This window comes from Kitasatospora sp. NPDC058048 (assembly GCF_042885555.1).
GTDB classification, from domain to species: domain Bacteria; phylum Actinomycetota; class Actinomycetes; order Streptomycetales; family Streptomycetaceae; genus Kitasatospora; species Kitasatospora lactacystinica.
This window is the reverse complement of sequence record NZ_JBHVRT010000058.1, coordinates 29,426-55,201: the sequence shown is the minus strand read 5'-3', so window position 1 is coordinate 55,201 and position 25,776 is coordinate 29,426. Positions and strand designations below refer to the sequence as shown.

Here is a 25,776-nt window from a genome sequence, read left to right as displayed (position 1 = left end):
GCCCCGCACCGGATCCGGTGCGGGGCCCCTCCCGTGTCACGTGCGCGCTACTTGGCGACCTTCATGGCGTCGCGGATCGCCCGGGTCTTCTCCGCGGCCTGGTCCGGGGTGACGCCCTGGCCGCTGTCGCCGCCGGTGCCGCCCAGGCTCATCTTCGTGAAGGTGACCCGGCCGTAGGTGGACTTGTCCGCCCACACGCAGACCGTCGGCCCGGCCTTGCCGGCGATCACGCTGATCACGCCGCAGCTGAGCTTGCCGGCGGAGGCGTGGCTGTCCTTCGCGGGGTAGTCGGCCATCGGCGTGGTCCAGCTGACCCCGCCGCCGTCCTTCTTCGAGTCCGCGATGATCTGGTCCGGGTCGTTGAGGTCGCCGTAGATCCCGATCACCGAGAGCGAGTCCACGTTCTTGACGTCGGTGCCCTTGCCGTAGCTGGCCACCACCGCGTGCAGGTCCTTGCCGACCTTGGAGACCTCGGGCTTGCTCATGTCGGCGGCCTCCTCCTTCGCCGACTTCTGGACGTAGCCGTCCAGCAGCGTCTGCGGGGCGGTGAGCTTGTACTGGCCGCCCGCGTCCTTGCCGCCGAGGAACGACCAGGCGGCGTAGCCGCCGCCGCCCAGCACCAGCGCGCCGACCACCAGCCCGATCACCAGGCCGCCCTTGCCCTTGGGCTGCTGGGGCGGCGGGTAGCCCGGCTGGCCGTACGGCGCCTGCGGCGGCGCGCCGTACGGCTGCGGGGGAGCGCCGTAGGGCTGCTGCGGCGGCTGCCCGTACTGCGGCTGGCCGTACGGGGGCTGGGGTGCGCCGTAGGGCTGCTGCGGCGGCTGGCCGTACTGCGGCGGCTGCCCCCCGTACTGCGGCGGCTGGCCGCCGTAGGGCTGCGGCTGTCCCTGCGGGTACTGCTGTCCCTGGCCGTACATCTGCGTTCGTGCTCCCCCGCCGCACCCGCGGCCTGTCGTGGTGTCCAGTCGTTCCGTGCCCGTCCGGTCCGCCGGACGAGTGCCCGGGCACGCTACCGCACGGTGGCGGACCGGGGCCCGCCCGGGCGCGGCGGGTCCGGGCACCGAAAGCGGTTCGTGACCCTCCCCCCGGTTACGTAAACTGTGCGTCGTGACCGACACGACGAACCAGCGCCCCGTGAGCACCTTTGCCGGGGACGAAGCAGCGACCCTCCCGACGACCTACACCCCCGCGGACGTAGAGGGCGAGCTGTACGAGCGCTGGGTGGAGCGTGGCTACTTCACCGCGGACGCGAAGAGTGACAAGCCCGCCTACACCATCGTCATCCCGCCGCCGAACGTCACCGGCGCCCTGCACCTGGGCCACGCCTTCCAGCACACGCTGATGGACGCGCTGACCCGCCGCAAGCGCATGCAGGGCTACGAGACGCTCTGGCTGCCGGGCATGGACCACGCCGGCATCGCCACGCAGAACAAGGTCGAGCAGCAGCTCGCCGAGTCCGGCCTCTCCCGCCACGACCTGGGCCGGGAGGCCTTCGTCGAGAAGGTCTGGGAGTGGAAGAAGAGCTACGGCGGTCGCATCCTCGGCCAGATGCGCCGCCTCGGCGACGGCGTGGACTGGTCGCGCGAGCGCTTCACCATGGACGAGGGCCTGTCCCAGTCCGTCCAGACCATCTTCAAGCGGCTCTTCGACGACGGCCTGATCTACCGCGCCGAGCGCATCATCAACTGGTGCCCGCGCTGCCTCACCGCGCTGTCCGACATCGAGGTGGAGCACGAGGACACGCCGGGCGAGCTGGTCTCGATCCGCTACGGCGAGGGCGAGGACTCGATCGTCGTCGCCACCACCCGGGCCGAGACGATGCTGGGCGACACCGCGGTGGCCGTCCACCCCGAGGACGAGCGCTACCGGCACCTGGTCGGCCGGACCATCAAGCTGCCGCTGACCGACCGTGAGATCCCGGTCGTCGCGGACGAGCACGTCGACCCGGAGTTCGGCACCGGCGCCGTCAAGGTGACGCCCGCGCACGACCCGAACGACTTCGCCATCGGCCAGCGCCACGGCCTGCCCAACCTGACGGTCATGGACGACCGCGGTGCGATCACCGTGCACGGCCCCTTCCTCGGCATGGACCGGCTGGAGGCCCGCTCGGCCGTCGTCGGCGCGCTGCGCGAGCAGGGCCGGATCGTCGCCGAGAAGCGCCCGTACATGCACGCCGTGGGCCACTGCTCGCGCTGCCACACCGTGGTCGAGCCGCGGCTGTCGCTGCAGTGGTGGGTCAAGGTCGAGCCGCTGGCCAAGGCCGCCGGCGACGCCGTCCGCGACGGCAAGGTGGAGATCCACCCGAAGGAGCTGGAGCGCCGCTACTTCGACTGGGTCGACAACATGTACGACTGGTGCATCTCGCGCCAGCTCTGGTGGGGCCACCGGATCCCGGTCTGGTACGGCCCCGAGGGCGAGGTCGTCTGCGTCGGTCCGGACGAGCAGCCGCCGACCGGCGAGGGCTGGGTCCAGGACCCGGACGTGCTGGACACCTGGTTCTCCTCCGGCCTGTGGCCGTTCTCCACGCTCGGCTGGCCGGAGCGGACCGCGGACCTGGAGAAGTTCTACCCGACCGACGTCCTGGTGACTGGCCACGACATCATCTTCTTCTGGGTCGCCCGGATGATGATGTTCGGCCTGTACGCGATGGACGGCGAGGCGCCGTTCAAGACCGTCGCCCTGACCGGTCTGGTGCGCGACGAGTTCGGCAAGAAGATGTCGAAGTCCTCCGGCACGGCCGTGGACCCGCTGGACTGGATGGACGCCTACGGCGCCGACGCCGTCCGCTTCACCCTGGCCGGCGGCGCCAACCCGGGCGCCGACGTGCCGATCGGCGAGGACTGGGTCAAGGGCTCGCGCAACTTCTGCAACAAGATCTGGAACGCGACCCGCTTCGCGCTGATGAACGGCGCCACCACCGAGGGCGCGCTGCCCGCGCCCGAGGACATGACCGCGGTCGACCGCTGGATCCTGTCGCGGCTGAACGCCACCGTCGCCAAGGTGGACGCGCTGTACGACGACTTCCAGTTCGCCAAGGCGACGGACGCGCTGTACCACTTCGCCTGGGACGAGGTCTTCGACTGGTACGTCGAGCTCTCCAAGACCACCCTGGCCAAGGGCGGCCCGCAGGCGGACGCCTCGCGCCGGGTGCTCGGCGAGGTCCTGGACGTCACGCTGCGGCTGCTGCACCCGGTCGTCCCGTTCGTCACCGAGGCGCTGTGGACGACGCTCACCGGCGCCGAGTCGCTGGTCGTGGCCGCGTGGCCGAAGGACAGCGGCTACCGTGACGCGGCCGCCGAGTCGGAGATCGCCACCCTCCAGCAGGTGGTCACCGAGGTCCGCCGGTTCCGTTCGGACCAGGGCCTCCAGCCCGCGCAGCGCGTCCCGGCCCAGCTGGAGCTGGCCGGCACCGTGCTGTCCGTCCACGAGGACGCGATCCGCTCGCTGCTGCGGCTGACCGTTCCCGAGGAGGGCTTCGCGGCCACCGCCTCGCTGCCGGTCGCCGGTGCCACCGTCGCGCTGGACCTCTCCGGCACCATCGACGTCGCGGCCGAGCGCAAGCGCCTGGCCAAGGACCTCGCGGCCGCCGAGAAGGAGAAGGCCCAGACCACCGCCAAGCTCGGCAACGAGGCGTTCCTCGCCAAGGCGCCGGACGAGGTGGTCGCCAAGATCCGGGGCCGCCAGGAGGCCGCCGAGGCCGACATCGCCCGGATCACCGCCCAGCTCGCGGCGCTGCCGCAGGGCTGAGCCCGGACCGGTCCCCGAGGGGCCGCACACCGCGACACGCGGGGTGCGGCCCCTCGGGCGTTTTTCCGGCGTTCGCTTCCGGAACGGCTACCCGGGTGCTTTCACTACACCAAATAGCCCAGAAACATTGCTCCCTTCCGGCGAATTATCATCCTGCGACCGGGTGAGGTCCTATTCCGAGCGAATTGATTCCGGTCTTGCCCGCGCGGGTTCTCGGAAGTTTGCAGGTCCGCTGTGTACCGTGTGCACGGAGTTTCCGAATGGGCGTTTCCGCTGAGCGTTCCTGCTGAGCGACGGACGGGAGGGCATGGCGTGGTGGTGACCGAGGAGTTGGCCGACGAACTGCCTGTGGAGGCGGTCGAGGAGGCCAAGGCCAGGGCGGCGACCCTGCTGCTCGCGTTCCGGCACGGCAACCAGATCGCGTTCGACCACGAGCTGGACCTGCTGTTCGCCGAGCACGCCGAGCGCGAGGTGACCACCCTGCTCGCCTGGATCGCCGCCGAGGCCGTCCGCAAGGCGTACGCCCCCGAGGTCGGCGACAGGGTGCTGCGGGCGATGGCCCGGCGGGCCCCGGAGGACACCGGCGCGGTCGACGTGGACGAGGAGACCGCGAGCGCCGCCGGGCTGATCGAGGCGGTGGCGGCCGGCGAGGTGGCCGAGGTCCGCGGCCTGGTGGCGGCGACGCCGGACACCACCTTCCTGCTCGGCGGCCTGCTGCAGGGCGTCGCGATGATGCTGCCGCTGCTGCCCGACGGTGAACTGGCCGAGATCACGGCCGAGTTGCGCCGTCGGCACGGTGGCGCCGCGCATGTGCCGGAGGCCCGGGCCGGGGTCTGAACCCGGGCCGCCGGCAGGCCGGCCGGTCCGGCTACGGCATGGCGTGCAGATGCGAACCGATGGTGCTCGCGACCGGGTTGCCCGCCTTGGCGTCCCAGTTGGTCGACCAGGTCATCGCGCCGCCGATGCCCGGCCACTTGGTGTCCGGCTTGTAGCTGCCGCAGTTGGTTCCGGAGGCCAGGCAGTCCAGCGCGTTGTTGACCGTGCCGGCGGCGAGGTACCCGCCGCCGGCGGCGCTGGTGGAGGCCGGCACCCCGAGCCCCACCTGGTCGGGGCGCAGCCCGCCCTTGAGCTGGATGCAGGCCAGCGCGGTGAGGAAGTTCTCGGTGCCCTGCGAGTAGACGTTCCCGTCGCAGCCGTTCATCGCGCCGGAGTTGTAGTACTGCATGTTGACGATGGTGAGGATGTCCTTCACGTTCAGCGCCAGTTTGAAGTACTCCATGCCGGTCGACTGCATGTCGATCGTCTGCGGCGCCATGGTGAGGACGAATCCGCTCCCGGCCTTCGCCGCCAGGGCGTGCAGCGCCTGGCCCATGTAGGTGGAGCTGATGCCGTTCTCCAGGTCGATGTCGATCCCGTCGAAGCCGTAACCCTGCATCAGTGCCCAGGCGGAGTCGGTGAAGTTCGTGGCGGAGGCGGAATCGCCCACCCAGACCGTGCCGTTCTGGCCGCCGATGGAGAGCACCACCCGTTTTCCGGCCGCCCGCTTGGCCGCGATGTCGGCCTTGAACTGGGCGTCGGTGTAGCCGCCGAGGCGGGAGGAGAGCGCGGGGTCGAGGGTGAAGCCCAGGCCGCCGCGGGTGGCGGTGGCGTCCGCGAAGGAGACCGCGATGATGTCGTAGGCGGCCGGGACGTCACTGATCCGCTGGACGGTGGCGCCGTTGTCGAAGTTCTGCCAGTAGCCGGTGAGGATGTGCTTGGGCAGGCCCGGGGGCCTGGTCGGGGTCGACGTCCCGGTGGGGGTGGGGCTGCCGGTGCCCGTGGCGGTGGCCGTCGGGCTCGGCGAGGCGGTGGTGGTGGCGGTCGGGCTCGGGGACGGTTGCGGTCCGCCGGGCCCGAGCAGCGAGACGTCGTCGGCGGCGAAGGCCGGCTGCCCGTACCAGCCGTGCAGGTAGACGGTGACGCTGGTGGTGTTCGGGCCGGTGCTGAAGCCCGTGCTCAGCCGGGTCCAGTCAGTGCCGCCGGGGGTCCAGGTGCTCGGATCGGTGCCGCCGGTACCGCGGGCGCCCAGGTAGACGTACGAGCCCTGGACCCAGGAGCTCAGGGTGTACGAGGAGGAGGGCTTCACCGCGACGGTCTGGGTGCACTCGCCGGTGTCGCTCCCGCTCGGGCTGGACTGCAGGGCGTACGTGCCGGAGTGCGCGGCGGTGCTCCGGACCGTGGCGCTCGAACAGGTCCAGCCGGACAGGTTCCCGGTCTCGAAGCCGCCGTTGGTGATCAGATCGGTGTCGGCGGCGTGGGCGCCGGTGCCGTCGGCCAGGGCGAGTGCGCCCAGGCCGATGACCAGGGCGCTCGCTCCGGCGAGCAGCGAACGGACGGCGCGCGGGCGCCGGTGTCGGGCAGGTGGCATGACTCCGTCTCCAGTGGGGGAGGCCCGGCGGCGCCTCGTGGGGGAGGAACGCCGTCCGGGGTGTCGATGGTGCGCGTGCGGGAGCTACCGACAACTCAAGTCCCGGTCGGGAACGGAGACTTGCCTCACAAGGTGGAGTAGACCAATTCTGCTGTCAAGGGGGCGTTACGCGGCCAGTGGTGCGGACCCGGCCCCGGTCGGCCCGGCGATCGCCGCGGTCAGCGCGGCGATCCGGGCCGAGGCCAGGCCGTCGCCGTACGGGCTCGGGGTGGCCGCCAGCCGGGCGAGCCGCTCGGGGGTGTCGGAGAGCCAGGCGCGGGCCAGGGCGCCCAGCTCCTCGCCGGGCGGCACCAGCGCGGCGAAGCCGGCCGCCACCGCCTCCGGACGCTCGGTGGAGCGGCGCACCACCAGCAGCGGGCGGCCGAGCACGGTGCACTCCTCCTGCACGCCGCCGGAGTCGGAGACCAGCAGGGCCGCGTGGCCCGCCAGGCCCAGGAAGTCGCCGTAGCCGACCGGGCCGGTGACGGCCAGCCGCTCCAGCAGGCCGTCCAGGCCGAAGCGCTCGACGGCGGCCCGGGTGCGCGGGTGCATCGGGAACAGCACCGGGGTGCCGGCCCGGGCGATCCGGTCCAGCTCGGCGAGCACCGCGCCGAGCGCCTCGGCGGTGTCGGTGTTCTCCGGGCGGTGCACGGTGGCCAGCACGTACCCGTCCGGGCGCAGCCCGTGCGCGGCGAGCAGGGCGGCGCGGGCGGCCCCGTCCGGCAGCTGGCGGCGGACCACCTCGACGACGGTGTTGCCGGTGAGCTCGATCCGCTCCTCGGCCAGCGACTCGGCGCGCAGGTTGGCGACGTTCTCCCCGGTGGCGGCGCAGAGCAGGTCGGAGACGTGGTCGACCATCACCCGGTTGTGCTCCTCGGGCATCGCCCGGTCGAAGCTGCGCAGCCCGGCCTCGACGTGGACCAGCGGGATCCCCCGGGCGTTGGCGGCCAGCGCCCCGGCCAGGGTGGCGTTGGTGTCGCCCTGGACGACCACGGCCGCCGGGCGGTCCTCGGCGAAGGCGGTGTCCAGCTGGCCCAGCGACCGGGCGATCTGGCCGGCCCGGGGGCGGCCGCCGACACCGGTGAGCAGCTCGGGCTCGGGCAGGTCGAGGTCGCGCAGAAAGCGGCCGGACATCGCCTCGTCCCAGTGCTGGCCGGTGTGCACCAGCCGGGTGGCGTCGCCGAGCTCGTGGATCAGCGGGGCGAGCTTGACCAACTCGGGGCGGGTGCCGAGGACGACGGCGACACTGGACGGGGGCAGGCACATGCTCATGCGGGACTCCGGTCGGAACGTGGTGCGGGGAGGAGGCGTGGGGGCGGGCGGCTCGGGACGCGGGTCAGGACTCGAGCGCGGTGGGGGCGCCGACGGCGACCTTCTCGGCGTTGCGGCGGGTCTTGGCCCAGCCGTTGCGGCCGAGCAGCATCCGGACCGCGGCCCGGGTGGCGACCACGAACAGGTGGTAGGCGTAGAGCCAGACCAGGACGCCCCAGAGCAGGGCGGTGAGCCGGCTCCGGTCGGGGTGGACGGCCCTGCGGTAGGCGAAGCCCCAGAACACCATCGGCAGGGCGGCGAGCACGAAGGCGAGCAGCATCCACGGGCCGAACCTGAGCTGGAACTCGGCGGTCTCCTCCGGGAAGAGCACCACCCCGGCGCCGGTGATCCCGAGCGAGAGCGGGAAGAGCAGCACCAGCAGGACGCAGACCACCGGCTGGAGGAAGGTGTACAGCACCTCGGCCTTGCCGGACGGGGTGTAGTGCGGGGAGCGCAGCACCCGGCCGGTGTAGCGCAGGCACTGCATGTTGCCCTGGGCCCAGCGGGTGCGCTGGGTGAGGAAGCGGCGCAGCGAGATCAGGCCCTCCTGGGAGACCTGGGCCTCGGTGACGTGGGTGAGCCGCCAGCCGGCCAGCCGCAGGTCGAGGCCGGACTCGTAGTCCTCCAGCAGGGCGCGCTCCGGCCAGGGGCGGCCGGCCCGGCCCTCCTCGGCGGTCAGTGAGTCGAGGGCGGTGAGCCGGACGAACTGGCCGTTGCCGCCGAGGCCGACGCTGCCGGTGCGGCGGCGCAGCAGCTGCATGCCGGTGTTGGTGGCCTGGAACTCGACGTCCTGCATCCGCACCAGTGCGCGGGCCAGGGCGTTGGCGGCCCGGCCGCGGCCGGGCAGCGGGAGTTCGTCGTCGGCGTTGCGCATCCGGACGCCGATCTGGACGGCGCCGGTGTCGGGGCGGCCGAGCGCCTTGGCGTTGCAGACGCGGGCGAGGGTGTCCGGGCCGAGCTGTCCGTCGGCGTCGACCACGCCGATCACCACCCGGGAGCGGTCGGTGCCCTCGGGCAGCCAGGCGGAGATCTCCCGGTAGGCGGCGTTGAGGGCGGCGCCCTTGCCGATCCGGGCGTGCGGGCGGCGGCGCTGGACGAGGTGGACCCGCGGGTCGCGGGCCGCGGCGGCGAGCACCAGCTCGCGGGTGGCGTCCTCGCTGTCGTCGTCGATCACCCACAGGTGGGCCTCGGGCGCGCCGGCCCGCAGGCCGTCCAGGGTCTGGGTGACCACGGCCTCCTCGTCGCGGCAGGGGATCACCAGGTGCCACTGGAAGGCGGCGGGGTCGCCGGGCTCGGCGGGGCGGCCGTGCCGGAAGGCGTGCCGGGAGCCCGCCCAGTACACGAGGAAGCGGCCGAAGACCAGCAGCATGTAGCCGACGAGGGCCAGGGAGATCAGTCCGGCGATCCGGACGACGGAGTCCTGGCGAAGCACGATCCATGCGTGCAGGGCGTCGGGCATGGCGAAGTGCTCCTCGTGATCAAAGGCCGTGGGCTCCCATTGGTTGCGAATCGATGCTTCGTTGCGGTTCAAATCGCCAAATCGATAGTAAAGGGAGAAAAATGGGCGATCACGGCAAAGGGTGGGCAAAGTGGTGGTTCTCACCCCGTGAGGAGGACCCGTCGGCGCTCCGTAGACTGTGGTCGTGAGCGACAAGGCCGACCCGAACCCGTACACCATCCGCCCCGCCGACGGCGGCACCGGCGACGCCCTGCGAGACGTCGAGGTGGAGCTCTCCGAACGCTGGCCGGAGAACAAGCTGGAGCCCTCGCTCGACCGGATCGAGGCGCTGATGGACATCCTGGGCCAGCCCCAGCGGTCCTTCCCCTCCATCCACATCACCGGCACCAACGGCAAGACCTCCACCGCCCGGATGGTCGAGCAGCTGCTCAACGCCTTCGAGCTGCGCACCGGCCGCTACACCAGCCCGCACGTGGAGTCCGTCACCGAGCGGATCTGCCTGGACGGCGCCCCGATCAGCCCCGAGCGCTTCGTCGAGGTCTACCGCGACATCGAGCCCTATGTGCGGATGGTCGACGCGGCGCAGCCGGTGCCGATGTCGTTCTTCGAGGTGCTGACCGGCATGGCCTACGCGGCCTTCGCCGACGCCCCGGTGGACGTCGCCGTGGTCGAGGTCGGCATGGGCGGCTCCTGGGACGCCACCAACGTCATCGACGCCGCCGTCGCGGTGATCACCCCGATCGGGCTGGACCACACCGACAAGCTCGGCGGGACCACCGGCGAGATCGCGGTCGAGAAGTCCGGGATCATCAAGTCCGGCGCCGTCGCCGTCGTCGCCCAGCAGCAGCTGGACGCCGCCCAGATCATCCTGCGCCGCGCCGTCGAGGTGGACGCCACGGTCGCCCGCGAGGGCATGGAGTTCGGCGTGATCCGCCGCGAACTCGCCGTCGGCGGACAGCTGGTGACGCTGCGCGGACTCGGCGGCGAGGAGTACGAGGACGTCTTCATCCCGCTGCACGGCGAGTACCAGGCGCACAACGCGGCCCTCGCCCTGGCCGCGGTCGAGGCCTTCTTCGGCGTCGGCGGCGCGCGCGGCGGGCAGCTGGACGTGGACAAGATCCGCCAGGCCTTCTCCGGCGTCTCCTCGCCGGGCCGCCTGGAGGTCGTCCGCCGCAGCCCCACGATCGTCCTGGACGCCGCCCACAACCCGCACGGCGCCCGCGCCACCGTGGCCGCGCTCACCGAGTCCTTCGGCTTCACCCGGCTCGTCGGCGTGATCGGCACCTCCGGGGACAAGGACGTGGCCGGTGTGCTGGAGGCCTTCGAGCCGATCCTGGCCGAGGTCGTCATCACCCAGAACTCCACCCACCGCGCGATGGACGTCGACGCGCTCGCGGCGCTGGCCGTGGAGGTCTTCGGCCCGGACCGCGTCCAGGTCGAGCCCCGGCTCGACGACGCCATCGCCGCCGCCGTCACCCTCGCCGAGGAGGAGGGCGACCTCGGCGGCTCCGGGGTGCTGGTCACCGGTTCGGTCATCACGGTGGGCGAGGCCCGCCTGCTGCTCGGGAGGAAGTGACATGAGGACGCTCTGCTCCTCGACCTTGATCGGCGAAGCGCTGCTGATCCTCTTCGCGGCGCTGGTCGCGGTGCGGCTCACCGACGTCTCCGGCGTGGAGGTGTGGACGGTCAGCGGCATCGCGATGGCGCTGTGCGTCCTGCTCTGCGGCATGATCGACCGCCCCGGCGCGGTGCAGATCGGCTGGGCGCTGCAGATCGGGCTGATCGCCGGCGGCTTCATCCTGCCGACCATGTTCGGTCTCGGCGTGGTCTTCGCCGGCCTGTGGTGGTGCTCGGTGCACTACGGCCGCAAGGTCGACGCGTTCAAGGCCGCCCGGGCCGCCGCGGAGGCCGCCGCAGTACAGGTCTGAGGCCCGGACCGGCGGACCGACACGCCGTGTACGCAAGGTAATCTCTGCCCTGTCGGCGCCTCTTGTCGACCCGACTGCCCGCCGAACCGAATCCCCAGGAGACGCACCGTGTCCCAGCGCACTCTCGTCCTGCTCAAGCCCGACGCCGTCCGCCGCGGCCTGGCCGGCGAGATCATCAGCCGCATCGAGCGCAAGGCCGGCTGGCGGTTCGCCGCCGTCGAGCTGCGCACCTTCGAGCGGGCGACGCTGGAGCAGCACTACGCGGAGCACGTGGGCCGCCCGTTCTACGAGCCGCTGCTGGAGTTCATGACCTCCGGCCCGTCGATCGCGCTGATCGTCGAGGGCGAGGAGGTCGTCAAGGGCATCCGCATGCTGGCCGGCGCCACCAACCCGCTGGAGGCCGGTGCCGGCACCATCCGCGGCGACTACGCGACGATCACCCGCGAGAACCTGATCCACGCCTCCGACTCCCCGGAGTCCGCCGAGCGCGAGATCAAGATCTTCTTCCCCGCGCACGCCTGACCCGGACCGGGCGACACGCCCGGCGGGAGCGGGGGTGACACACCCCGGGGAAGCGGGTGACGCACCCGCAGGACCTTCGTCCGCCCCGGTCGGGACCATTGGCCCGGCCGGGGCATTCTTATCGTGAAATAGGGAACTGGAGGCGCCGACACGGCGTCCCAATCCTCGGAGATGCGATCACGCCCCGGACAATGGACGGTATGCCCCACGTCTACGTCCGTGCCGCGCGGCGTGACTACGATGGACGCGACTCAAGGGCCCGGTAAGGCAGCTCAGCTGGTCTCCGCCCAAGCGTGGGCGCGCATTCGTCCACCCCCCATGAACTCCGAGCCCGGGAAGGCACCCACACCCCATGGCGAGCAACCTGTCGTTCATCGGCCGCGACTTGGCGATCGACCTCGGAACAGCCAATACGCTGGTGTACGTCAGGGGCAAGGGCATCGTCCTGAACGAGCCGTCCGTCGTCGCGGTGAACACCAACACCGGTGGGATTCTCGCGGTCGGCGCCGAGGCCAAGAAGATGATCGGCCGCACCCCGGGCAACATCGTCGCCATCCGCCCGCTCAAGGACGGCGTGATCGCCGACTTCGAGATCACCGAGCGGATGCTGCGGTACTTCATCCTCAAGATCCACCGCCGTCGCTACCTCGCCCGCCCCCGCGTCGTCGTCTGCGTGCCCTCCGGCATCACCGGCGTCGAGCGCCGCGCCGTCATCGAGGCCTCCTCGCAGGCCGGCGCCCGCCAGGTGCACATCATCGAGGAGCCGATGGCCGCCGCGATCGGCGCCGGCCTGCCCGTCCACGAGGCCACCGGCAACATGGTCGTCGACATCGGCGGCGGCACCACCGAGGTCGCCGTGATCTCGCTCGGCGGCATCGTCACCGCCCAGTCCATCCGGGTGGCCGGCGACGAGCTGGACAACGCGATCGTCCAGCACATCAAGAAGGAGTACTCGCTGCTCCTGGGCGAGCGCAGCGCCGAGCAGATCAAGATGAGCATCGGCAGCGCCTTCGGCCTGGAGGGCGAGAAGGACGAGCACGCCGAGATCCGCGGCCGCGACCTGGTCAGCGGTCTGCCCAAGACCGTGGTGATCTCCGCCGCCGAGGTCCGCGAGGCCATCGACGAGCCGGTCAACGCGATCATCGACGCGGTCAAGACCACCCTCGACCAGTGCCCGCCCGAGCTGGCCGGCGACGTCATGGACCGGGGCATCGTGCTCACCGGCGGCGGCGCCCTGCTGCGCGGCCTGGACGAGCGGCTGCGCCGCGAGACCGGCATGCCGATCCACATCGCGGAGAACCCGCTCGACTCCGTCGCACTCGGCTCCGGCAAGTGCGTCGAGGAGTTCGAGGCCCTCCAGCAGGTACTCGACGCCTCGCCGCGTCGTTGACACGTCGCCGCACCACCGGTACCACGCGTCACATCCGACACTCGACTGAACGGGTCGCCGCCCGGGCCCCACAGCCCCGGGCGGCGGCCAGGTACGAAGGGGCAGTACCAGCACCGTGAGGGACACACGAGAGAGCCGGCTGCTGCTCATCCTGCTGGTGGCCGTCGCCTTCGCGCTGATCACCGTGGACATCAAGGGCGGTGAGGACTCCCCGCTCGGCCCGGCCCGGCACGCCGCCGCCAGTGTCCTCGGACCGGTCGAGCGCGGAGCCGCCACCGTCGTGGACCCGGTCGCCGACACCGTCCGCGCCTTCCGGGACGCGGCCACCGACAGCGGCCGCACCGACCAGCTCGCCCGCGAGAACACCGAACTGCGGCAGAAGCTCGCCTCCTCCGACATGGCCACCGGGCGCACCAAGCAGCTGGACGACCTGCTGCGCACCGCCGGCGCCGGCGGCTACACCGTCAAGGCGGCCCAGGTCATCGCGATCGGCCCGGCCCAGGGCTTCTCCTGGACCATCACCATCGACGCCGGCAGCGACGACGGCCTCACCCGCGACATGACGGTGATCAACGGTCAGGGCCTGGTCGGCCGGATCACCACCGTCGCCCCGACCACCGCCACCGTGCTGCTCGCCTCCGACCCCGGCTTCTCGGCCGGCACCCGGCTGGAGGGCACCGGCGAGATCGGCTTCGCCTCCGGCGGCGGCGACAGCCCGATGAAGGTCTCGCTGCTCAACGGCAAGGCCCAGGTCAAGGCCGGCGACCGGCTGGTCACCTTCGGCTCGCAGAGCGGCCGCCCGTTCGTGCCCGGCGTCCCGGTCGGCAAGGTCGTCGAGGTCCAGGCCAACGCCGGCCAGCTGACCAAGACCGTCATGGTCGAGCCCTTCGTCCAGTTCACCCGGCTGGACCTGGTCGGCGTGGTGGTCGTGCCGCCGCGCGCCGACCCGCGCGACGCCGTCCTGCCGCCGGCGCCCGCCGCGGGCCAGCCGGCCGCCGCGCCGGGCCAGGTCCCGGCCTCCGTGCCCGGACAGGTCCCGGCCTCCGCGCCCGCCGCCCCGCCCGCCAAGCCCACTGGGGGGAACTGAGCCATGCGCCTCGCCCGCATCCCCGTCTCCGCCGGCCTCGTGCTGTTCGGCCTGATCCTCCAGGTCAGCGTCTTCGGCCGGCTCCAGCTCCCGGGAGCCACCCCGGACATACTGCTGCTCGTCGTGGTCGGCCTGGCCATGGTCTACGGGCCCACCGGCGGCTGCCTGGTCGGCTTCGCGGGCGGCCTGCTGGCCGACCTCGCACCGCCCTCCGACCACGCGATCGGCCGCTACGCGCTGGTGCTCTGCCTGATGGGCTACGCCGCCGGACTGCTGCGCCCGGACCACGGCCGCCAGCGCTCCGTGGCCGGCTCGCTGCTGGTGGTCGGTGCCGCGGCGGTCGCCTCCACGCTGCTCTACGCGATGGTGGGCGCCCTGGTCGGCGACACCGCGGCCCGGCACGTCGGCCTCGGCGGACTGGTGATCAGCGCCCTGCTCTACGACCTGCTGCTGGCGCCCTTCGTGGTGCCGCTGGTGATGTACCTCGGCCGCCGCTTCGGGCGCGACCCGGTGGCCGCGGCGGACGACGACGAGGGCAGCTCCGGCCTCGGCACCCTGGCCCGTTACCGCACCACCCGCGAGGCCTCGACGGGCCCGTCGTACAAGAAGCGGCGCGTGCCCGGCTTCGTCCGCCGCCCGTAACCGGCCCGGCCCCGACCACCCGACCTCCCCGCATCCTGGAGCGCACGAGACGTGAGCAACATCCCCGAGACCGGCCGCACCCGACGGGTGACGATCCGTCTGGTGGTGCTGCAGATCCTGGTGCTGTCGCTGCTCGCCACCCTCGGCGGGCGGCTGTGGTACCTGCAGATCCGCAACGCCAAGGAATACACCGCGAAGGCGACCGGCAACCACATCCGCGAGGTGGTCGAGCCGGCCGTCCGCGGCGAGATCCTGGACGCCTCCGGGCGGGTGCTGGCCGGCAACGAGACCCGGCTGGTGGTCTCGGTCAGCCGCACCTCGCTGCTCCAGCAGAAGGACGGCGGCAAGGCGGTGCTGTCCCGGCTGGCCGAGGTGCTGGGGATGCCCGCCAAGGACGTGCAGGAGAAGGTCCGGCTCTGCGACGCCAAGACCCCGCAGCCGTGCTGGAACGGTTCGCCGTACCAGCCGATCCCGGTCACCAAGGAGGCGACCACCCAGCAGGCGATGCAGATAATGGAGCGCCGCGAGGACTTCCCCGGGGTCACCGCGCAGCCCACCGCCGTGCGCCGCTACACCGGCGCCGAGGGCGCCAACATGGCCCAGGTGCTCGGCTACCTCTCGCCGGTCACCGACGAGGAGGTCAGCAAGACCGCCGGCAGGAGCGGCCTGGACCGCTACCTGCCGGCCGACCAGATCGGGCGGGCCGGCCTGGAGTCGGTGTACGACCGCGACCTGCGCGGCACCGCGGGCATCACCAAGCTGGAGGTGGACAACCTCGGCCGGGTGATCGGCAACGCCGGCACCGTCGCCCCGCAGACCGGCGACAACCTGGTCACCAGCATCGACGCCCGGGTGCAGAAGGTCGTCGAGGACAACCTGGCGCAGGCCATGAACGACGCCCGGAACACCTTCGACAAGGTCACCAACCGCAACTACGAGGCCGACTCCGGCGCCGCCGTGGTGATGGACGTGCACACCGGGCGGATCGTCGCGATGGCGAGCGCCCCGACCTACGACCCGAACCTCTGGGTGGGTGGCATCAGCGGCAAGGACTACCAGTCGCTGACCAGCAAGGACTCCAACTTCCCGCTGCTGAACCGGGCCATACAGGGTCAGTCCGCCCCCGGCTCGACCTTCAAGGTCATCTCCACCACCGCCGCCGTGCAGGCCGGCTACTCGCTGGACGGCCACTACGACTGCCCGAAGAGCATGACCATCGGCGGCCGCGAGTTCAAGAACTTCGAGAGCGAGAACTTCGGCCAGATCTCCCTGGAGAAGGCGCTGGAGGTCTCCTGCGACACCGTCTTCTACGGCCTGGCGTACGACCAGTGGCTGAAGGACGGCGGCATCAAGCCCAAGAAGGAGCCGGGCGACTGGTTCTTCAAGACCGCCCACGAGTTCGGCCTCGGCGCCAAGACCGGCATCGACCTGCCGTCCGAGGTCACCGGCCGGGTGCCGGACCGGCAGTGGAAGCAGTCCTTCTACGACAACAACAAGGACGCCTGGTGCGCCCAGGGGCAGAAGGGCGGCAACAGCTACTCCGACCAGATCGCCCGGGAGAACTGCGTCGACGGCTACCAGATGCGCGCCGGTGACGCCGTCAACTTCGCGATCGGCCAGGGCGACACCCTCGTCACCCCGGTCCAGATGGCCCGGATCTACTCGGCGCTGGCCAACGGCGGCACCTTCTACCGGCCGACCATCGCCAAGGCGGTGATAAGCCCGGGCGGGGACCTCGTCCGCGAGATCGCCCCGCACGAGGACGCCAGGTTCCCCGGCGACGAGAAGCTGCTCAGCTACATCAACCAGGCCACCGAGAGCGTCATCAAGAGCGGCACCGCCGCCTGGAAGTTCAACGGCTGGCCGCAGGACAAGATCACGCTGCACGCCAAGACCGGCACCGCCGAGGTCGAGGGCAAGCAGACCACCTCCTGGCTGACCACGTACAGCAAGGACTACGCCGTCGTCATGACGATAAGCCAGGGCGGCACCGGCTCCGGCGGTTCCGGCGACGCCATCCGCCGGATCTACCAGGCGCTGTACGGCGTGGACGACAAGGGCGGCATCGACACCGGCAAGGCGCTGCTTCCCGCGCCGCAGGCCGAGCTGCCGAAGTTCAACCCGGACGGCACCGCGATCATCAAGCCGGTCTCCTACGGCGCCGACGCGGCGCCGGGCGCCCAGGCGCCGGCCGCCGCACCGGCTCCGGCGCTGCTCGACGCGGCCGCCGCGCAGCCGGCCCCGGCGACGGCCTTCCTCGACCAGGCGCCGCCGGCCGACCGTCCGGCGTCGTACACCGCGGCCAACGCCGCGCTCGAACCCACGCGCGGACCGGGAAGGGGACGGGCATGACCTCCTACGGCTCGTACCGGCAGCTGCGGCTGGCGCCGCAGCGCAGCGGGGTCTCCAAGGCCCTGGCCAAGGACTCCCCGCTCTGGCGGCTGGACTGGATACTGCTGCTGGCCGCGCTGGCCCTCTCGGCCGGCAGTTCGCTGCTGGTCTGGTCGGCCACCCGCGGGCGCGACTCGCTCACCCACGGGGACCCGCAGTACTTCCTGTACCGGCACCTGACCAACTTCGTGGTCGGGCTGGTGCTGTGCTCCGTGGTGATAGCGATAGGGAGTCGGCGCTTCCGCACGATCGTGCCGTTCCTGTACGTCGGCGTGCTCCTGATGCTGCTGGCGACGCTCAGCCCGCTGGGCTCGACCATCAACGGCGCGCACTCGTGGATCCAGCTCGGCGGCGGCTTCTCGATCCAGCCGGCCGAGTTCGCGAAGCTCGGCATCGTGCTGGCGATGGCGGTCGTGCTGTCGGACCAGGTGGACGCGGGGGAGCGGGAGTTCCCCTCGCACCGGGCGGTGTTCCGGGGACTGCTCTGGGCCGGGCTGCCGATGGGCATAGTGCTGCTGATGCCGGACGCCGGCTCGGTGATGGTGATGGCCGCGATCGTGCTGGGCATCCTGCTCGGCTCGGGCGCGGCGAACCGCTGGGTGCTCGGCCTGCTGGTGGCGGGCACCGCCGGGTGCGTGGCGATCTGGAAGTTCGGACTGCTGAGCCAGTACCAGATCGACCGCTTCGCCGCCTTCGCGAACCCGCAGCTGGACCCGAACGGCGTCGGCTACAACACCGCGCAGGCCCGGATCGCGATCGGCTCGGGCGGGCTGACCGGCAAGGGGCTGTTCCACGGCACCCAGACCGTCGGGCAGTTCGTGCCGGAGCAGCAGACCGACTTCGTGTTCACCGTGGCCGGCGAGGAGCTGGGCTTCGTCGGGGCGCTGGCGATCATCGCGCTGGTCGGCGTCATCCTCTGGCGGGCCTGCCGGATCGCCCGGCAGGCGACCGACCTGTACGGGACGATCGTGGCGGCCGGGGTCATCGCCTGGCTGTCCTTCCAGGCCTTCGAGAACATAGGGATGTGCCTGGGCATCATGCCGGTCGCGGGCATCCCGCTGCCGTTCGTCTCGTACGGCGGCTCCTCGATGTTCGCGAACTGGATGGCCATCGGGCTGCTCCAGGCGGTGCGCAGCCAGCGGCCGATAGCGGCCTGAGCGCGCGTCGCGGCGGGGCCGGCCGGGGACTTCCCGGGCCGGCCCCGTCGTCGTGTCCGGGGCGTTCCCGCGGCCGGGGGTGCCGCGGTCAGGCGGCCGGGAAGCCGATCCGGGCCAGCACGCCCCAGCGCTCGGAGCGCCGGGTGAGCACGTAGACCGAGTCGAAGGAGCCGGTGCGCTCCCCGGCCGCGTCGTAGCGGGCGAAGCGGACCAGGGCGTGCACCTGGTCGGGGGAGGACTGGCTCAGCTCGACGCTCTCCCAGCCGCTGCGGGACCAGCCGGAGGCGACCAGCAGGGCCAGCTCGGGGGCGGACCGCTCGACGTAGCCGGCCTCGTCCTCCCAGACCGTCACCTCGCCCTCGTGCACCCGGACGTGCGGGTAGTGCAGGGTCCGCGCCCAGGCCGTCAGGTCGCGGCTGTTGAGGGCGTCGAGGAAGGCGTCGAGGGCGGCGCGGGCGGCGGCCTCGTGAGCGGGGGCGTCGTGAGCGTGGGCGGCGCTCTCGTGGGCGCGGGTGTCGGCGGGCACGGCGGCCTCCAGGGCGGGCTGCGGACGGCAGGGACGCGGCAAGCCTGGTCCACCGGCGCGCCCGGTGGGGCCGGGCGGGGCCGATTCAGGTCCAAAGGCCGGGGCACAGACCGGTCGTACGGCCGAAGAGCCGCCCCGGGAGTGTCGGGGAGAATCAGTGGGCGCCGGCGGGCTCACGGGTCGCGGCGTCCAGAACGGCGTCCAGCAGGCCGGGGAAGCGCAGGTCGAGGTCGTCCCGGCGCAGTGACATCAGCCGGCGGGTGCCCTCGACCCGGGTGGTGGTGACGCCGGCCTCGCGCAGCACCTTGAGGTGGTGCGAGAGGGTCGACTTGGACAGGGGGACGTCCAGGTCGCTGCAACATTGCTCGTCGACCTCGGACAGGCCCGTCACGATGGAGAGTCGGGCCGGGTCGCTGAGGGCGTGGAAGATGCCGGCGAGCTGGATGGAGTCGGTGGCCGGGTGGCTCGGGGTCCGCATGGCGGCTCCTTGGTCGTCCTGGTCGTGCGATGGATTGTTCGAACTTTGGCGTACTATCCAATCTTAGGCAATGGGGCCGGCCCGCACCGCCGTTCCCGCGGAAGGACACCCGATGAGTGAACGCCGCGAGCGAACCGCCGGGAGGTGCCCGTGGGCCGCTACGGTCTGACGCTCCCGTTGCGCGGCGTCCCGCTGCACCGCCACCGCGCACTGGTCGAGGAACTGCCCGACCTGGGCTACACCGACGTGTGGACCGGGGAGGCGGCGGGCTACGACGGCTTCACCCCGCTGGCGCTCGCCGCGGCCTGGGCACCCGCGCTGCGGCTGGGCACGGGGGTGGTGCCGGTGCAGACCCGAGGACCGGCGCTGCTCGCCATGACGGTCGCCTCGCTGGCCGAGGCCGCTCCCGGCCGGGTGGTGGTGGGCGTCGGCTCCTCCGGCCCGCCGTTCGTCACCCGGATCAACGGCATCCCTTTCGAGCATCCGTACCGTCAGGTCCGCGACACCGTGCGGTTCCTGAAGCACGCGCTGGCCGGGCGGACGGTACGGGGCGCGTTCGACTCCTTCACCATCGAGGGGTACACCCCGGCGCTGCGGCCCGACCCGGTGCCGCCGGTGATGATGGGCGCGCTCGGCCCGCAGATGCTGCGGCTGGCCGGCCGGGAGGCGGACGGGCTGGTGACCAACTTCCTGGCGGTCGCGGACGTACCGCGGGTACGGGAGGCGATGGGCGAGGAGGGCCGCACCAAGGAGGTGGTGGCCCGGCTGTTCGTCTGCCCGACCAAGGACCGCGACCACGCCCGGTGGCAGGGGCGGCAGTTGCTCGGGCCGATCCTCAACGCCCGGACGTACGGCGGCTTCCACGACTGGCTGGGGCGCGGCGAGGAGCTGGCCGCCTCGCACGCCGCGTGGGCGGCGGGCGACTTCCACGGCGCGTGCGAGGCGGTGCCCGAGCACCTGATCGACGCGCTGCTGATCCACGGCTCCCCGGGGGAGTGCCGGGAGCGGGTCGCGCAGTTCGCGGCGGCGGGGGTAGACACGCCGCTGCTGGCGGTGCTGCCGGTGCCGGAGTTCGGCCCCGGGCCTGAGGGGATGCGCGACACGCTGCGGGCCCTGGCCCCGCAGACGTGACGCCGCGCGCCCCCTATCCGGCCGCCCGGTGTCCCGACCGGGCGTAGACCATGGCCTGGGCCCGGCTGCGCACGCGCAGCTTGCCGAGCACGTTGGAGACGTGGAACTTGACGGTCTTCTCGCTGAGGTGGAGCTCGGCGGCCATCTCGGCGTTGGACAGCCCGCCCGCGATCAGGGTGAGCACCTCCTGTTCGCGCGGGGTGAGCAGATGGAGCAGCGGTGGGGTGTGCAGCGGAGGCCCGGGCAGTCGGCGGGCCATCTCGGTGACCACCTCGGCGGTGATCGGCGGGGAGATCAGCGCGTTCCCGGCGGCGACCGCGCGGACCGCGTGCACCATGTCGGACTCGGGCCCGTCGCGCAGGACCAGGCCGCGGGCGCCGGCTCTGAGGTAGTCGAGCATCCGCTCCGGGTCGCCGGGGCGGACCAGCAGGATGACGCCGGGCTGCCCAGCGCCCTGGGCTGTGGTGCCCCGGTCGGAGGTGAGTTTCTTGACCTCGCAGGCCTCCATGCCGGGCATGTCGGCGTCGATGACGACCACGTCCGGGCGTTTGGCGGCGCAGGCCTGGGCGATCCTGGCGGTGGTGGACAGCTCGGTCAGGGGCTGCAGCCCGGGTGAGCGCTGCAGGATGGTGCGCAGCCCGGTGCGCAGCAGTGGTGAGGCGGCGCAGATGAGTACGCGGACGGTGGGGCCGGTGGGATCGGCGGGGTCGGCGGGGCGGTAGAGGGACAGGCTCATGTTCGTTCTCCTTGCCGTCGAGATTCCGGGACTCCGGGCAGCCGGAATCGGCGGGGTGCGTGGGGGCACCACCGCGGGGGCGGAATCGTGATGATGAGAGGAGATTTCTTTTCCGGCGTCGATTCGGTGCGCGGTCGGTGCGCGGACGCGGGAGGAGAGTTCAGGGGCGACAGCGGCAGCGGTGCGTCGCGCAGTCGGAAGTCGCTGCGGCAGCAAGGCCGTTGACTCGACATTCCCGGAACATGGAAGCCATCCTAAAGATCGGCCTGATCGATGGTCAAGAACTTCCCGGTGGGCGCGGTGCCACCAGGGGGACTACCAGGCGTCCCAGTGGGCGATCTGCTCGGTGCCGACCCGGGGGCCGGGGCGGAAGTCGGTGCCGATGGTGTGGGCCAGCGGGATCAGCGCGGCCTGCAGGACGGTCTCGTAGGGGATGCCGAGGATCTCGGCGGCCTCGCGCTCGTAGTGCAGGTGCGGGGTGGTCCAGGCGGTGCCGAGGCCGCGGGAGCGGGCGGCGAGCATGAACTGCCAGGTGGCCGGGATGATCGAGCCCCAGGTGTTGGCCTGGCCGACGAAGGAGTCGACCTCGTGCCGGCCCTCGATCCGGACGCAGGGGATCACCAGGACCGGGACCTCGTGCAGGTGGTCGAAGAGGTGCTGGGCGCTCTCGGCGAGCCGGAGCCGGCGCAGCTGGTCGCCGACGGTGCGGTCCACGCCGGTGCCGACCACCTGCTGGCGGGGGCGGACCAGGCCGAGCCGGTAGAGGTCGGCGATCGCGGAGCGCTTGGCGGGATCGGTGACGATCATGAAGTCCCAGCGCTGGCGGTTGCGGCCGGTGGGGGCCTGGGTGGCCAGGGCCAGGCACTCCTCGATCAGCTCGCGTTCGACCGGGCGGGTGAGGTCGAGCCGCTTGCGCACCGCCCGGGTGGTGGTGAGGAGTTCGTCGATGGAAAGCGTGAGGGGCGGCATGGGCGGGGCTCCAGCTCCGGTCGGGTCGGAAGGGGGTGCGGATCCTTCCGGATCCTATTAATGGTTCGAAGCTTGCGCAACATTCGAAGTCCAGTGGGTGGACCGGACGGGATCTCAAGTTCCGCTCTTGTGTGCCGAGTTGATTCTTTCTATGCTTCCACTATCTTCGAACATTCGAAACATGACGAGAGTGCTCGACCGCGAGAGGACGCCATGTCGCAGATCAAAGTCGAAGTCGAACCGGCCGAGGTCGGGCTGGACCCCGAGCGGCTGCGCCGGATCGACTCCTACCTCCGGGCCTACGTGGACGACGGCCGGCTGCCCGGCTGGCAGCTCGCCGTGACCCGCGGCGGGAAGGTCGCCCACCTCGCCGGATACGGGCACCGCGACGTCGAGAAGGGCCTGCCGCAGACCCCGGACACCATCTACCGGTCCTGGTCGATGACCAAGCCGGTCACCTCGGTGGCCGCGCTGGTGCTGCTGGAGGAGGGCGCGATCGGTCTCCAGGACCCGGTCTCCCGCTACCTGCCGGAGTTCGCCGACGTCCGGGTCTACCAGCGCGGGCCGGCCTCCCGGCCGGTCACCGTTCCCGCCGCCGAGCCGATCCGGATCGTGCACCTGCTCACCCATACCTCCGGCCTGACCTACGGCTTCCACCGGGCGCACCCGGTGGACGAGATCTACACCGCCAACGGCTTCGAGTGGACCACTGCGCCCGGCCTCGACCTCGCCCAGTGCGTCACCAAGTGGGCCTCCTTCCCGCTGCTCTTCGAGCCCGGCACCGCCTGGAACTACGGCGCCTCCAGCGACGTGCTCGGGCGGGTGATCGAGGTCGCCTCCGGCAGGCGGCTGGACGAGTTCCTGGCCGAGCGGGTGCTCGGCCCGCTCGGCATGGCGGACACCGGCTTCCACGTCCCCGCCGACAAGGCCGACCGGCTGGCCGGCTTCTACGTCGTCGACCCGGCGAGCGGGAAGGCCGTCCGCAACGACGCCTTCGGCGGTGACGTGCTGCGCGAGCCGCACTGCCTCTCCGGCAGCTCCGGACTGGTCACCACGCTCGCCGACTACCACCGGTTCAGCCAGATGCTGCTCGGTGAGGGCGAGTACCAGGGCGTACGGGTGCTCGGCCGGCACACCCTGCGGCACGCGCTGCGCAACCACCTGCCCGGCGGCGGGGACCTGAAGAGCGTCGGGCGGCCGGTGTTCTCCGAGATGCCCACCGCCGGGGTCGGCTTCGGGCTCGGCTTCGCGGTGGTGCAGGACCCGGCCGCCGCCGGGGTGCCGGCCAGTGCCGGGGAGTACGGCTGGCACAGCGCCGCGTCCACCATCTTCTGGGTGGACCCGGCGGAGCGGCTGACGGTGCTGTTCCTGACCCAGCTGATGCCCTCCAGTGCGCACCAACTGCACGGACGCCTGCGGCAGTTGGTCAACCAGGCGCTGATCGGATAACGGGTCCGCCCGCCCCGCTCCGGGGCTCACCCGCCCGGCTGGACGTCGAGGAGCTTGCGGGTCAGCCGGATCAGCGTGTCCCGCTCCTCCGCGGTGAGCGCGGCGAACACCCGGTCCATCATCGGGGCGATTCCCGCCTCCGCCTCGGCCAGGGCCCGCGAACCGACCTCGGTCATGGTGACGGCGTAGGCGCGGCGGTCGCGCGGGTGACGCTCGCGGACGACGAGTCCGGAGCTCTCCAGGCCGTCGATGCAGCCGACCATCACGCTGCGGTCGATCCGCAGCTGCTCGCTCAACTCCTGCTGGGAGCAGGCCCCGACCGCGTCCAGCATCTTCAGCACCAGGTGCTGGGCCACCGTCAGCCGGGCGCCGGTCAGCTCCTCGTCGATGGCCCGGGCGACCACGGTGGTGGCCCGGCAGAGCGCGATGTCCGGGCGCTCCCGGGTGAGCGTCGCGAAGTACTGCCGACGCTCGCCCCCGTCGTCCGTCCGGCTGGGCGAGGCGAGGCGGGGCGTCCGCGGGGCGGTGGCCATCGGAACTCCTTCTGCGGGCGGGGCCATCAGCATAACGCGTTCAGGAGATTGTTTTTCTGTAGACGTTCTCAAGGAAGGGGAATCCCATGTGCTCACCGGAAACGGTGGCCGGCGCCACCGGCCACACCGCCACCGGGCCCGTCGCCGCCGGGCCCGCCGAGGTCTCGGCACCGCTCCGGGCCAGAGCCCCGATCAGCCTGCCGCGCGGGGCCGTCCGGGACCTCACCCACGTGGTCGGCCCGGACTGGCCGGTGTTCGAGCTGTACGTCAAGCCGATGGAGATCAAGCGGCTCGCCAACCTCGCCGAGCACGAGTACAACGCCTTCGAGCTCACCTACAACGAGCACATCGGCACCCACCTCGACGCGCCCTCGCACTTCGACGACGACGGCCTGGCCACCCACCAGATCCCGGCCGACACCCTGGTCGCACCGCTGGCCGTGGTCCGGATCGGCGAGCGTGCCGCCCGCGACCACGTCACCGAACTGACCGTCGACGACCTGCTGGCGTGGGAGAGCCGCAACGGCCGCATCCCCGACGGCGCGCTGCTCGCCGTCGACAACGACTGGGCGCACCGGATCGACACCCCCGGCGCCTTCCTCAACCTCGACCCCGCGGAAGGGCTCTACCGCTTCCCCGGGATCTCGGTGGAGGCCGCGCACTTCCTGGTCACCGAGCGCACGGTGGTGGGCGTCGGCACCGACTCGATCAGCCTCGACCCCGGCACCCGCCCGGCCGACCCGGACACCCACCGGGTGCTGCTGCCGGCCGGCAAGTACGCCATCGAGTGCCTCGCCGGGCTCGACACCGTGCCCGACCTCGGCGCGGTCGCCGTGGTCGGCGCGCCCAAGCACCTCGGCGGGACCGGCGGCCCGGTCCGCGTCCTCGCCTTCGTCTGACCCCCGTCCGCACGTCCGTCCGCACGTCCGTCCGCACGTCCGTCCGCACGTCCGTCCACACGCTCGACCGCGATCACAGGAGAAGCCCATGACCGTACAGACCGACTCGGAGTCCGTCTTCGCCGGGGCCACCGGCGAACGCTGGGAGTGGAAGGAGGAGCGCTACCGCGACGGGGTCTTCAGCCACGCCGTGGACACCGAACTGCACCGGCTGCGACTGCTGGAGTCCGTCCTGGACGAGCACACCCGCAGCCGCTTCCGGGGGCTCGGCCTGCGGGCCGGGCACCGGGTGCTGGAGGTCGGCGGAGGCGGCGGCTCGGTCGCCCGCTGGCTGGCCGAGCAGGGCGCCGAGGTCACCGTGACCGACCTCGACACCACCTTCCTGGACGAACTCGCCGCCGACGGTGTGCGGGTGCTGCGCCACGACGTCTACACCGACGACTTCCCGCCCGCCTCCTTCGACTTCATCCACGCCCGGTACGTGGTGATCCACCTGCCCGACCCGGAGAAGGCGGTGGAGCGGCTGGTCCAGTGGCTGGCCCCGGGCGGGACGCTGGTGCTGGAGGAGCCGGCCTTCTTCCCGATCAAGGACTCGCCGCACCCCGGCTACCGGACCGTGCTGCGGGCCTTCCGCCGCCACCTGGAGACCGCGGTGGGCACCGACACCGAATGGGCGCGCAGCCTGCCGGTGCCGCTGGAGGGCAAGGGGCTGAGCGGCCTCGGCCACGACGCGCGCTTCCAGCTGATCGCCGGCGGGGACGACGAGGCCGAGTGGTGGCGGCTCACCCTGGAGCAGACCCGGCCGGCCGTGGTGGCCGCCGGGCTCGCCACCGAGGAGGACTTCGAGGCGGCGTACCGGGAGCTCGCCGACCCGCAGTTCCGGGACCTCTCCCTCGCGGTCTTCACTGCCTGGGGGAAGCGGGCCTGACGCACCCGCGCACGCCGACGGGCCGGTCACCCCTGCGGGGGCGGCCG

23 protein-coding genes are annotated in these 25,776 nt (G+C 72.1%); 14 read left to right on the top strand and 9 right to left on the bottom strand.

Features of this window, described 5'->3' with window-relative positions; all coding sequences use genetic code 11:
• Window positions 1-47 precede the first annotated feature (47 nt).
• Window positions 48-917, bottom strand: coding sequence for a hypothetical protein (locus ACFVVA_RS38775; RefSeq protein WP_387695401.1), 870 nt, complete (start codon window positions 915-917; stop codon window positions 48-50).
• A gap of 190 nt (window positions 918-1,107) precedes the next feature.
• Here ACFVVA_RS38775 and ACFVVA_RS38770 point away from each other — a divergent pair, with 190 nt between their 5' ends.
• Window positions 1,108-3,747 carry a valine--tRNA ligase gene (locus ACFVVA_RS38770; RefSeq protein WP_359908171.1) on the top strand — a complete coding sequence of 880 codons (2,640 nt, stop codon included), beginning with the start codon at window positions 1,108-1,110 and terminating at the stop codon, window positions 3,745-3,747.
• Window positions 3,748-4,059: 312 nt separating this feature from the next.
• Window positions 4,060-4,584: a hypothetical protein gene (locus ACFVVA_RS38765; RefSeq protein ID WP_387695400.1), complete on the top strand. Its 525-nt coding sequence runs from the start codon at window positions 4,060-4,062 to the stop codon at window positions 4,582-4,584.
• Window positions 4,585-4,615: 31 nt separating this feature from the next.
• Here the strand turns inward: ACFVVA_RS38765 and ACFVVA_RS38760 are convergent, their stop codons facing one another.
• From ACFVVA_RS38760 to ACFVVA_RS38750, 3 genes are all read right to left on the bottom strand, one after another.
• Complete coding sequence (locus tag ACFVVA_RS38760; protein ID WP_387695399.1) at window positions 4,616-6,154, bottom strand: chitinase; 1,539 nt, start codon at window positions 6,152-6,154, stop codon at window positions 4,616-4,618.
• Between the two features lie 165 nt (window positions 6,155-6,319).
• Window positions 6,320-7,459, bottom strand: coding sequence for a non-hydrolyzing UDP-N-acetylglucosamine 2-epimerase (gene wecB, locus ACFVVA_RS38755; RefSeq protein ID WP_387695402.1), 1,140 nt, complete (start codon window positions 7,457-7,459; stop codon window positions 6,320-6,322).
• 70 nt (window positions 7,460-7,529) lie between these two features.
• Window positions 7,530-8,963 carry a glycosyltransferase family 2 protein gene (locus ACFVVA_RS38750; RefSeq protein ID WP_387695398.1) on the bottom strand — a complete coding sequence of 478 codons (1,434 nt, stop codon included), beginning with the start codon at window positions 8,961-8,963 and terminating at the stop codon, window positions 7,530-7,532.
• A 184-nt stretch (window positions 8,964-9,147) separates the two neighbouring features.
• Between ACFVVA_RS38750 and ACFVVA_RS38745 the strand changes: the two genes are divergently transcribed.
• The 8 genes from ACFVVA_RS38745 (at window position 9,148) to rodA (ending at window position 18,080) form a co-directional block, all read left to right on the top strand.
• Window positions 9,148-10,539, top strand: coding sequence for a bifunctional folylpolyglutamate synthase/dihydrofolate synthase (locus tag ACFVVA_RS38745; RefSeq protein WP_387695397.1), 1,392 nt, complete (start codon window positions 9,148-9,150; stop codon window positions 10,537-10,539).
• Between the two features lies 1 nt (window position 10,540).
• A complete protein-coding gene (locus ACFVVA_RS38740) occupies window positions 10,541-10,891 on the top strand; it encodes a DUF4233 domain-containing protein (protein WP_387695396.1) in 351 nt (116 codons plus the stop codon).
• Between the two features lie 108 nt (window positions 10,892-10,999).
• Window positions 11,000-11,413 carry a nucleoside-diphosphate kinase gene (ndk, locus tag ACFVVA_RS38735; protein WP_359908153.1) on the top strand — a complete coding sequence of 138 codons (414 nt, stop codon included), beginning with the start codon at window positions 11,000-11,002 and terminating at the stop codon, window positions 11,411-11,413.
• Window positions 11,414-11,777: 364 nt separating this feature from the next.
• Window positions 11,778-12,803, top strand: coding sequence for a rod shape-determining protein (locus ACFVVA_RS38730; protein WP_049648984.1), 1,026 nt, complete (start codon window positions 11,778-11,780; stop codon window positions 12,801-12,803).
• A gap of 115 nt (window positions 12,804-12,918) precedes the next feature.
• Window positions 12,919-13,890: a rod shape-determining protein MreC gene (mreC, locus tag ACFVVA_RS38725; RefSeq protein ID WP_359908150.1), complete on the top strand. Its 972-nt coding sequence runs from the start codon at window positions 12,919-12,921 to the stop codon at window positions 13,888-13,890.
• 3 nt (window positions 13,891-13,893) lie between these two features.
• Window positions 13,894-14,532: a rod shape-determining protein MreD gene (gene mreD, locus ACFVVA_RS38720; protein ID WP_359908147.1), complete on the top strand. Its 639-nt coding sequence runs from the start codon at window positions 13,894-13,896 to the stop codon at window positions 14,530-14,532.
• A 51-nt stretch (window positions 14,533-14,583) separates the two neighbouring features.
• Entirely contained in the window at window positions 14,584-16,884 is a 2,301-nt protein-coding gene (mrdA, locus tag ACFVVA_RS38715; protein ID WP_387695394.1) for a penicillin-binding protein 2, read from the top strand.
• Entirely contained in the window at window positions 16,881-18,080 is a 1,200-nt protein-coding gene (gene rodA, locus ACFVVA_RS38710) for a rod shape-determining protein RodA (protein WP_387695393.1), read from the top strand. The genes mrdA and rodA overlap by 4 nt, the downstream gene beginning before the upstream one ends.
• An 88-nt stretch (window positions 18,081-18,168) precedes the next feature.
• Here the strand turns inward: rodA and ACFVVA_RS38705 are convergent, their stop codons facing one another.
• The gene (locus ACFVVA_RS38705) at window positions 18,169-18,606 is read right to left on the bottom strand and encodes a hypothetical protein (protein ID WP_387695392.1); all 438 of its coding nucleotides are present in this window, start codon (window positions 18,604-18,606) and stop codon (window positions 18,169-18,171) included.
• A gap of 154 nt (window positions 18,607-18,760) precedes the next feature.
• Window positions 18,761-19,084 (bottom strand): ArsR/SmtB family transcription factor, encoded by a 324-nt coding sequence (locus ACFVVA_RS38700; RefSeq protein WP_380348070.1) that lies wholly within the window; start codon window positions 19,082-19,084, stop codon window positions 18,761-18,763.
• A 150-nt stretch (window positions 19,085-19,234) separates the two neighbouring features.
• Between ACFVVA_RS38700 and ACFVVA_RS38695 the strand changes: the two genes are divergently transcribed.
• Window positions 19,235-20,215 carry an LLM class F420-dependent oxidoreductase gene (locus ACFVVA_RS38695; RefSeq protein WP_387695391.1) on the top strand — a complete coding sequence of 327 codons (981 nt, stop codon included), beginning with the start codon at window positions 19,235-19,237 and terminating at the stop codon, window positions 20,213-20,215.
• A 13-nt stretch (window positions 20,216-20,228) separates the two neighbouring features.
• Here the strand turns inward: ACFVVA_RS38695 and ACFVVA_RS38690 are convergent, their stop codons facing one another.
• Together ACFVVA_RS38690 and ACFVVA_RS38685 are read right to left on the bottom strand one after the other, a co-directional pair.
• Complete coding sequence (locus tag ACFVVA_RS38690) at window positions 20,229-20,951, bottom strand: response regulator transcription factor (protein WP_359908131.1); 723 nt, start codon at window positions 20,949-20,951, stop codon at window positions 20,229-20,231.
• Between the two features lie 315 nt (window positions 20,952-21,266).
• Entirely contained in the window at window positions 21,267-21,920 is a 654-nt protein-coding gene (locus ACFVVA_RS38685) for a nitroreductase family protein (protein ID WP_387695390.1), read from the bottom strand.
• A gap of 213 nt (window positions 21,921-22,133) precedes the next feature.
• Here ACFVVA_RS38685 and ACFVVA_RS38680 point away from each other — a divergent pair, with 213 nt between their 5' ends.
• Complete coding sequence (locus ACFVVA_RS38680; RefSeq protein ID WP_387695389.1) at window positions 22,134-23,369, top strand: serine hydrolase domain-containing protein; 1,236 nt, start codon at window positions 22,134-22,136, stop codon at window positions 23,367-23,369.
• A 26-nt stretch (window positions 23,370-23,395) separates the two neighbouring features.
• Here the strand turns inward: ACFVVA_RS38680 and ACFVVA_RS38675 are convergent, their stop codons facing one another.
• Window positions 23,396-23,902, bottom strand: a complete 507-nt coding sequence (locus tag ACFVVA_RS38675) for a MarR family winged helix-turn-helix transcriptional regulator (RefSeq protein WP_387695388.1) — start codon at window positions 23,900-23,902, stop codon at window positions 23,396-23,398.
• 86 nt (window positions 23,903-23,988) lie between these two features.
• Here ACFVVA_RS38675 and ACFVVA_RS38670 point away from each other — a divergent pair, with 86 nt between their 5' ends.
• Window positions 23,989-24,801: a cyclase family protein gene (locus ACFVVA_RS38670; protein WP_387695387.1), complete on the top strand. Its 813-nt coding sequence runs from the start codon at window positions 23,989-23,991 to the stop codon at window positions 24,799-24,801.
• An 88-nt stretch (window positions 24,802-24,889) separates the two neighbouring features.
• Window positions 24,890-25,729 (top strand): class I SAM-dependent methyltransferase, encoded by an 840-nt coding sequence (locus ACFVVA_RS38665; protein WP_387695386.1) that lies wholly within the window; start codon window positions 24,890-24,892, stop codon window positions 25,727-25,729.
• Window positions 25,730-25,776: the final 47 nt, after the last annotated feature.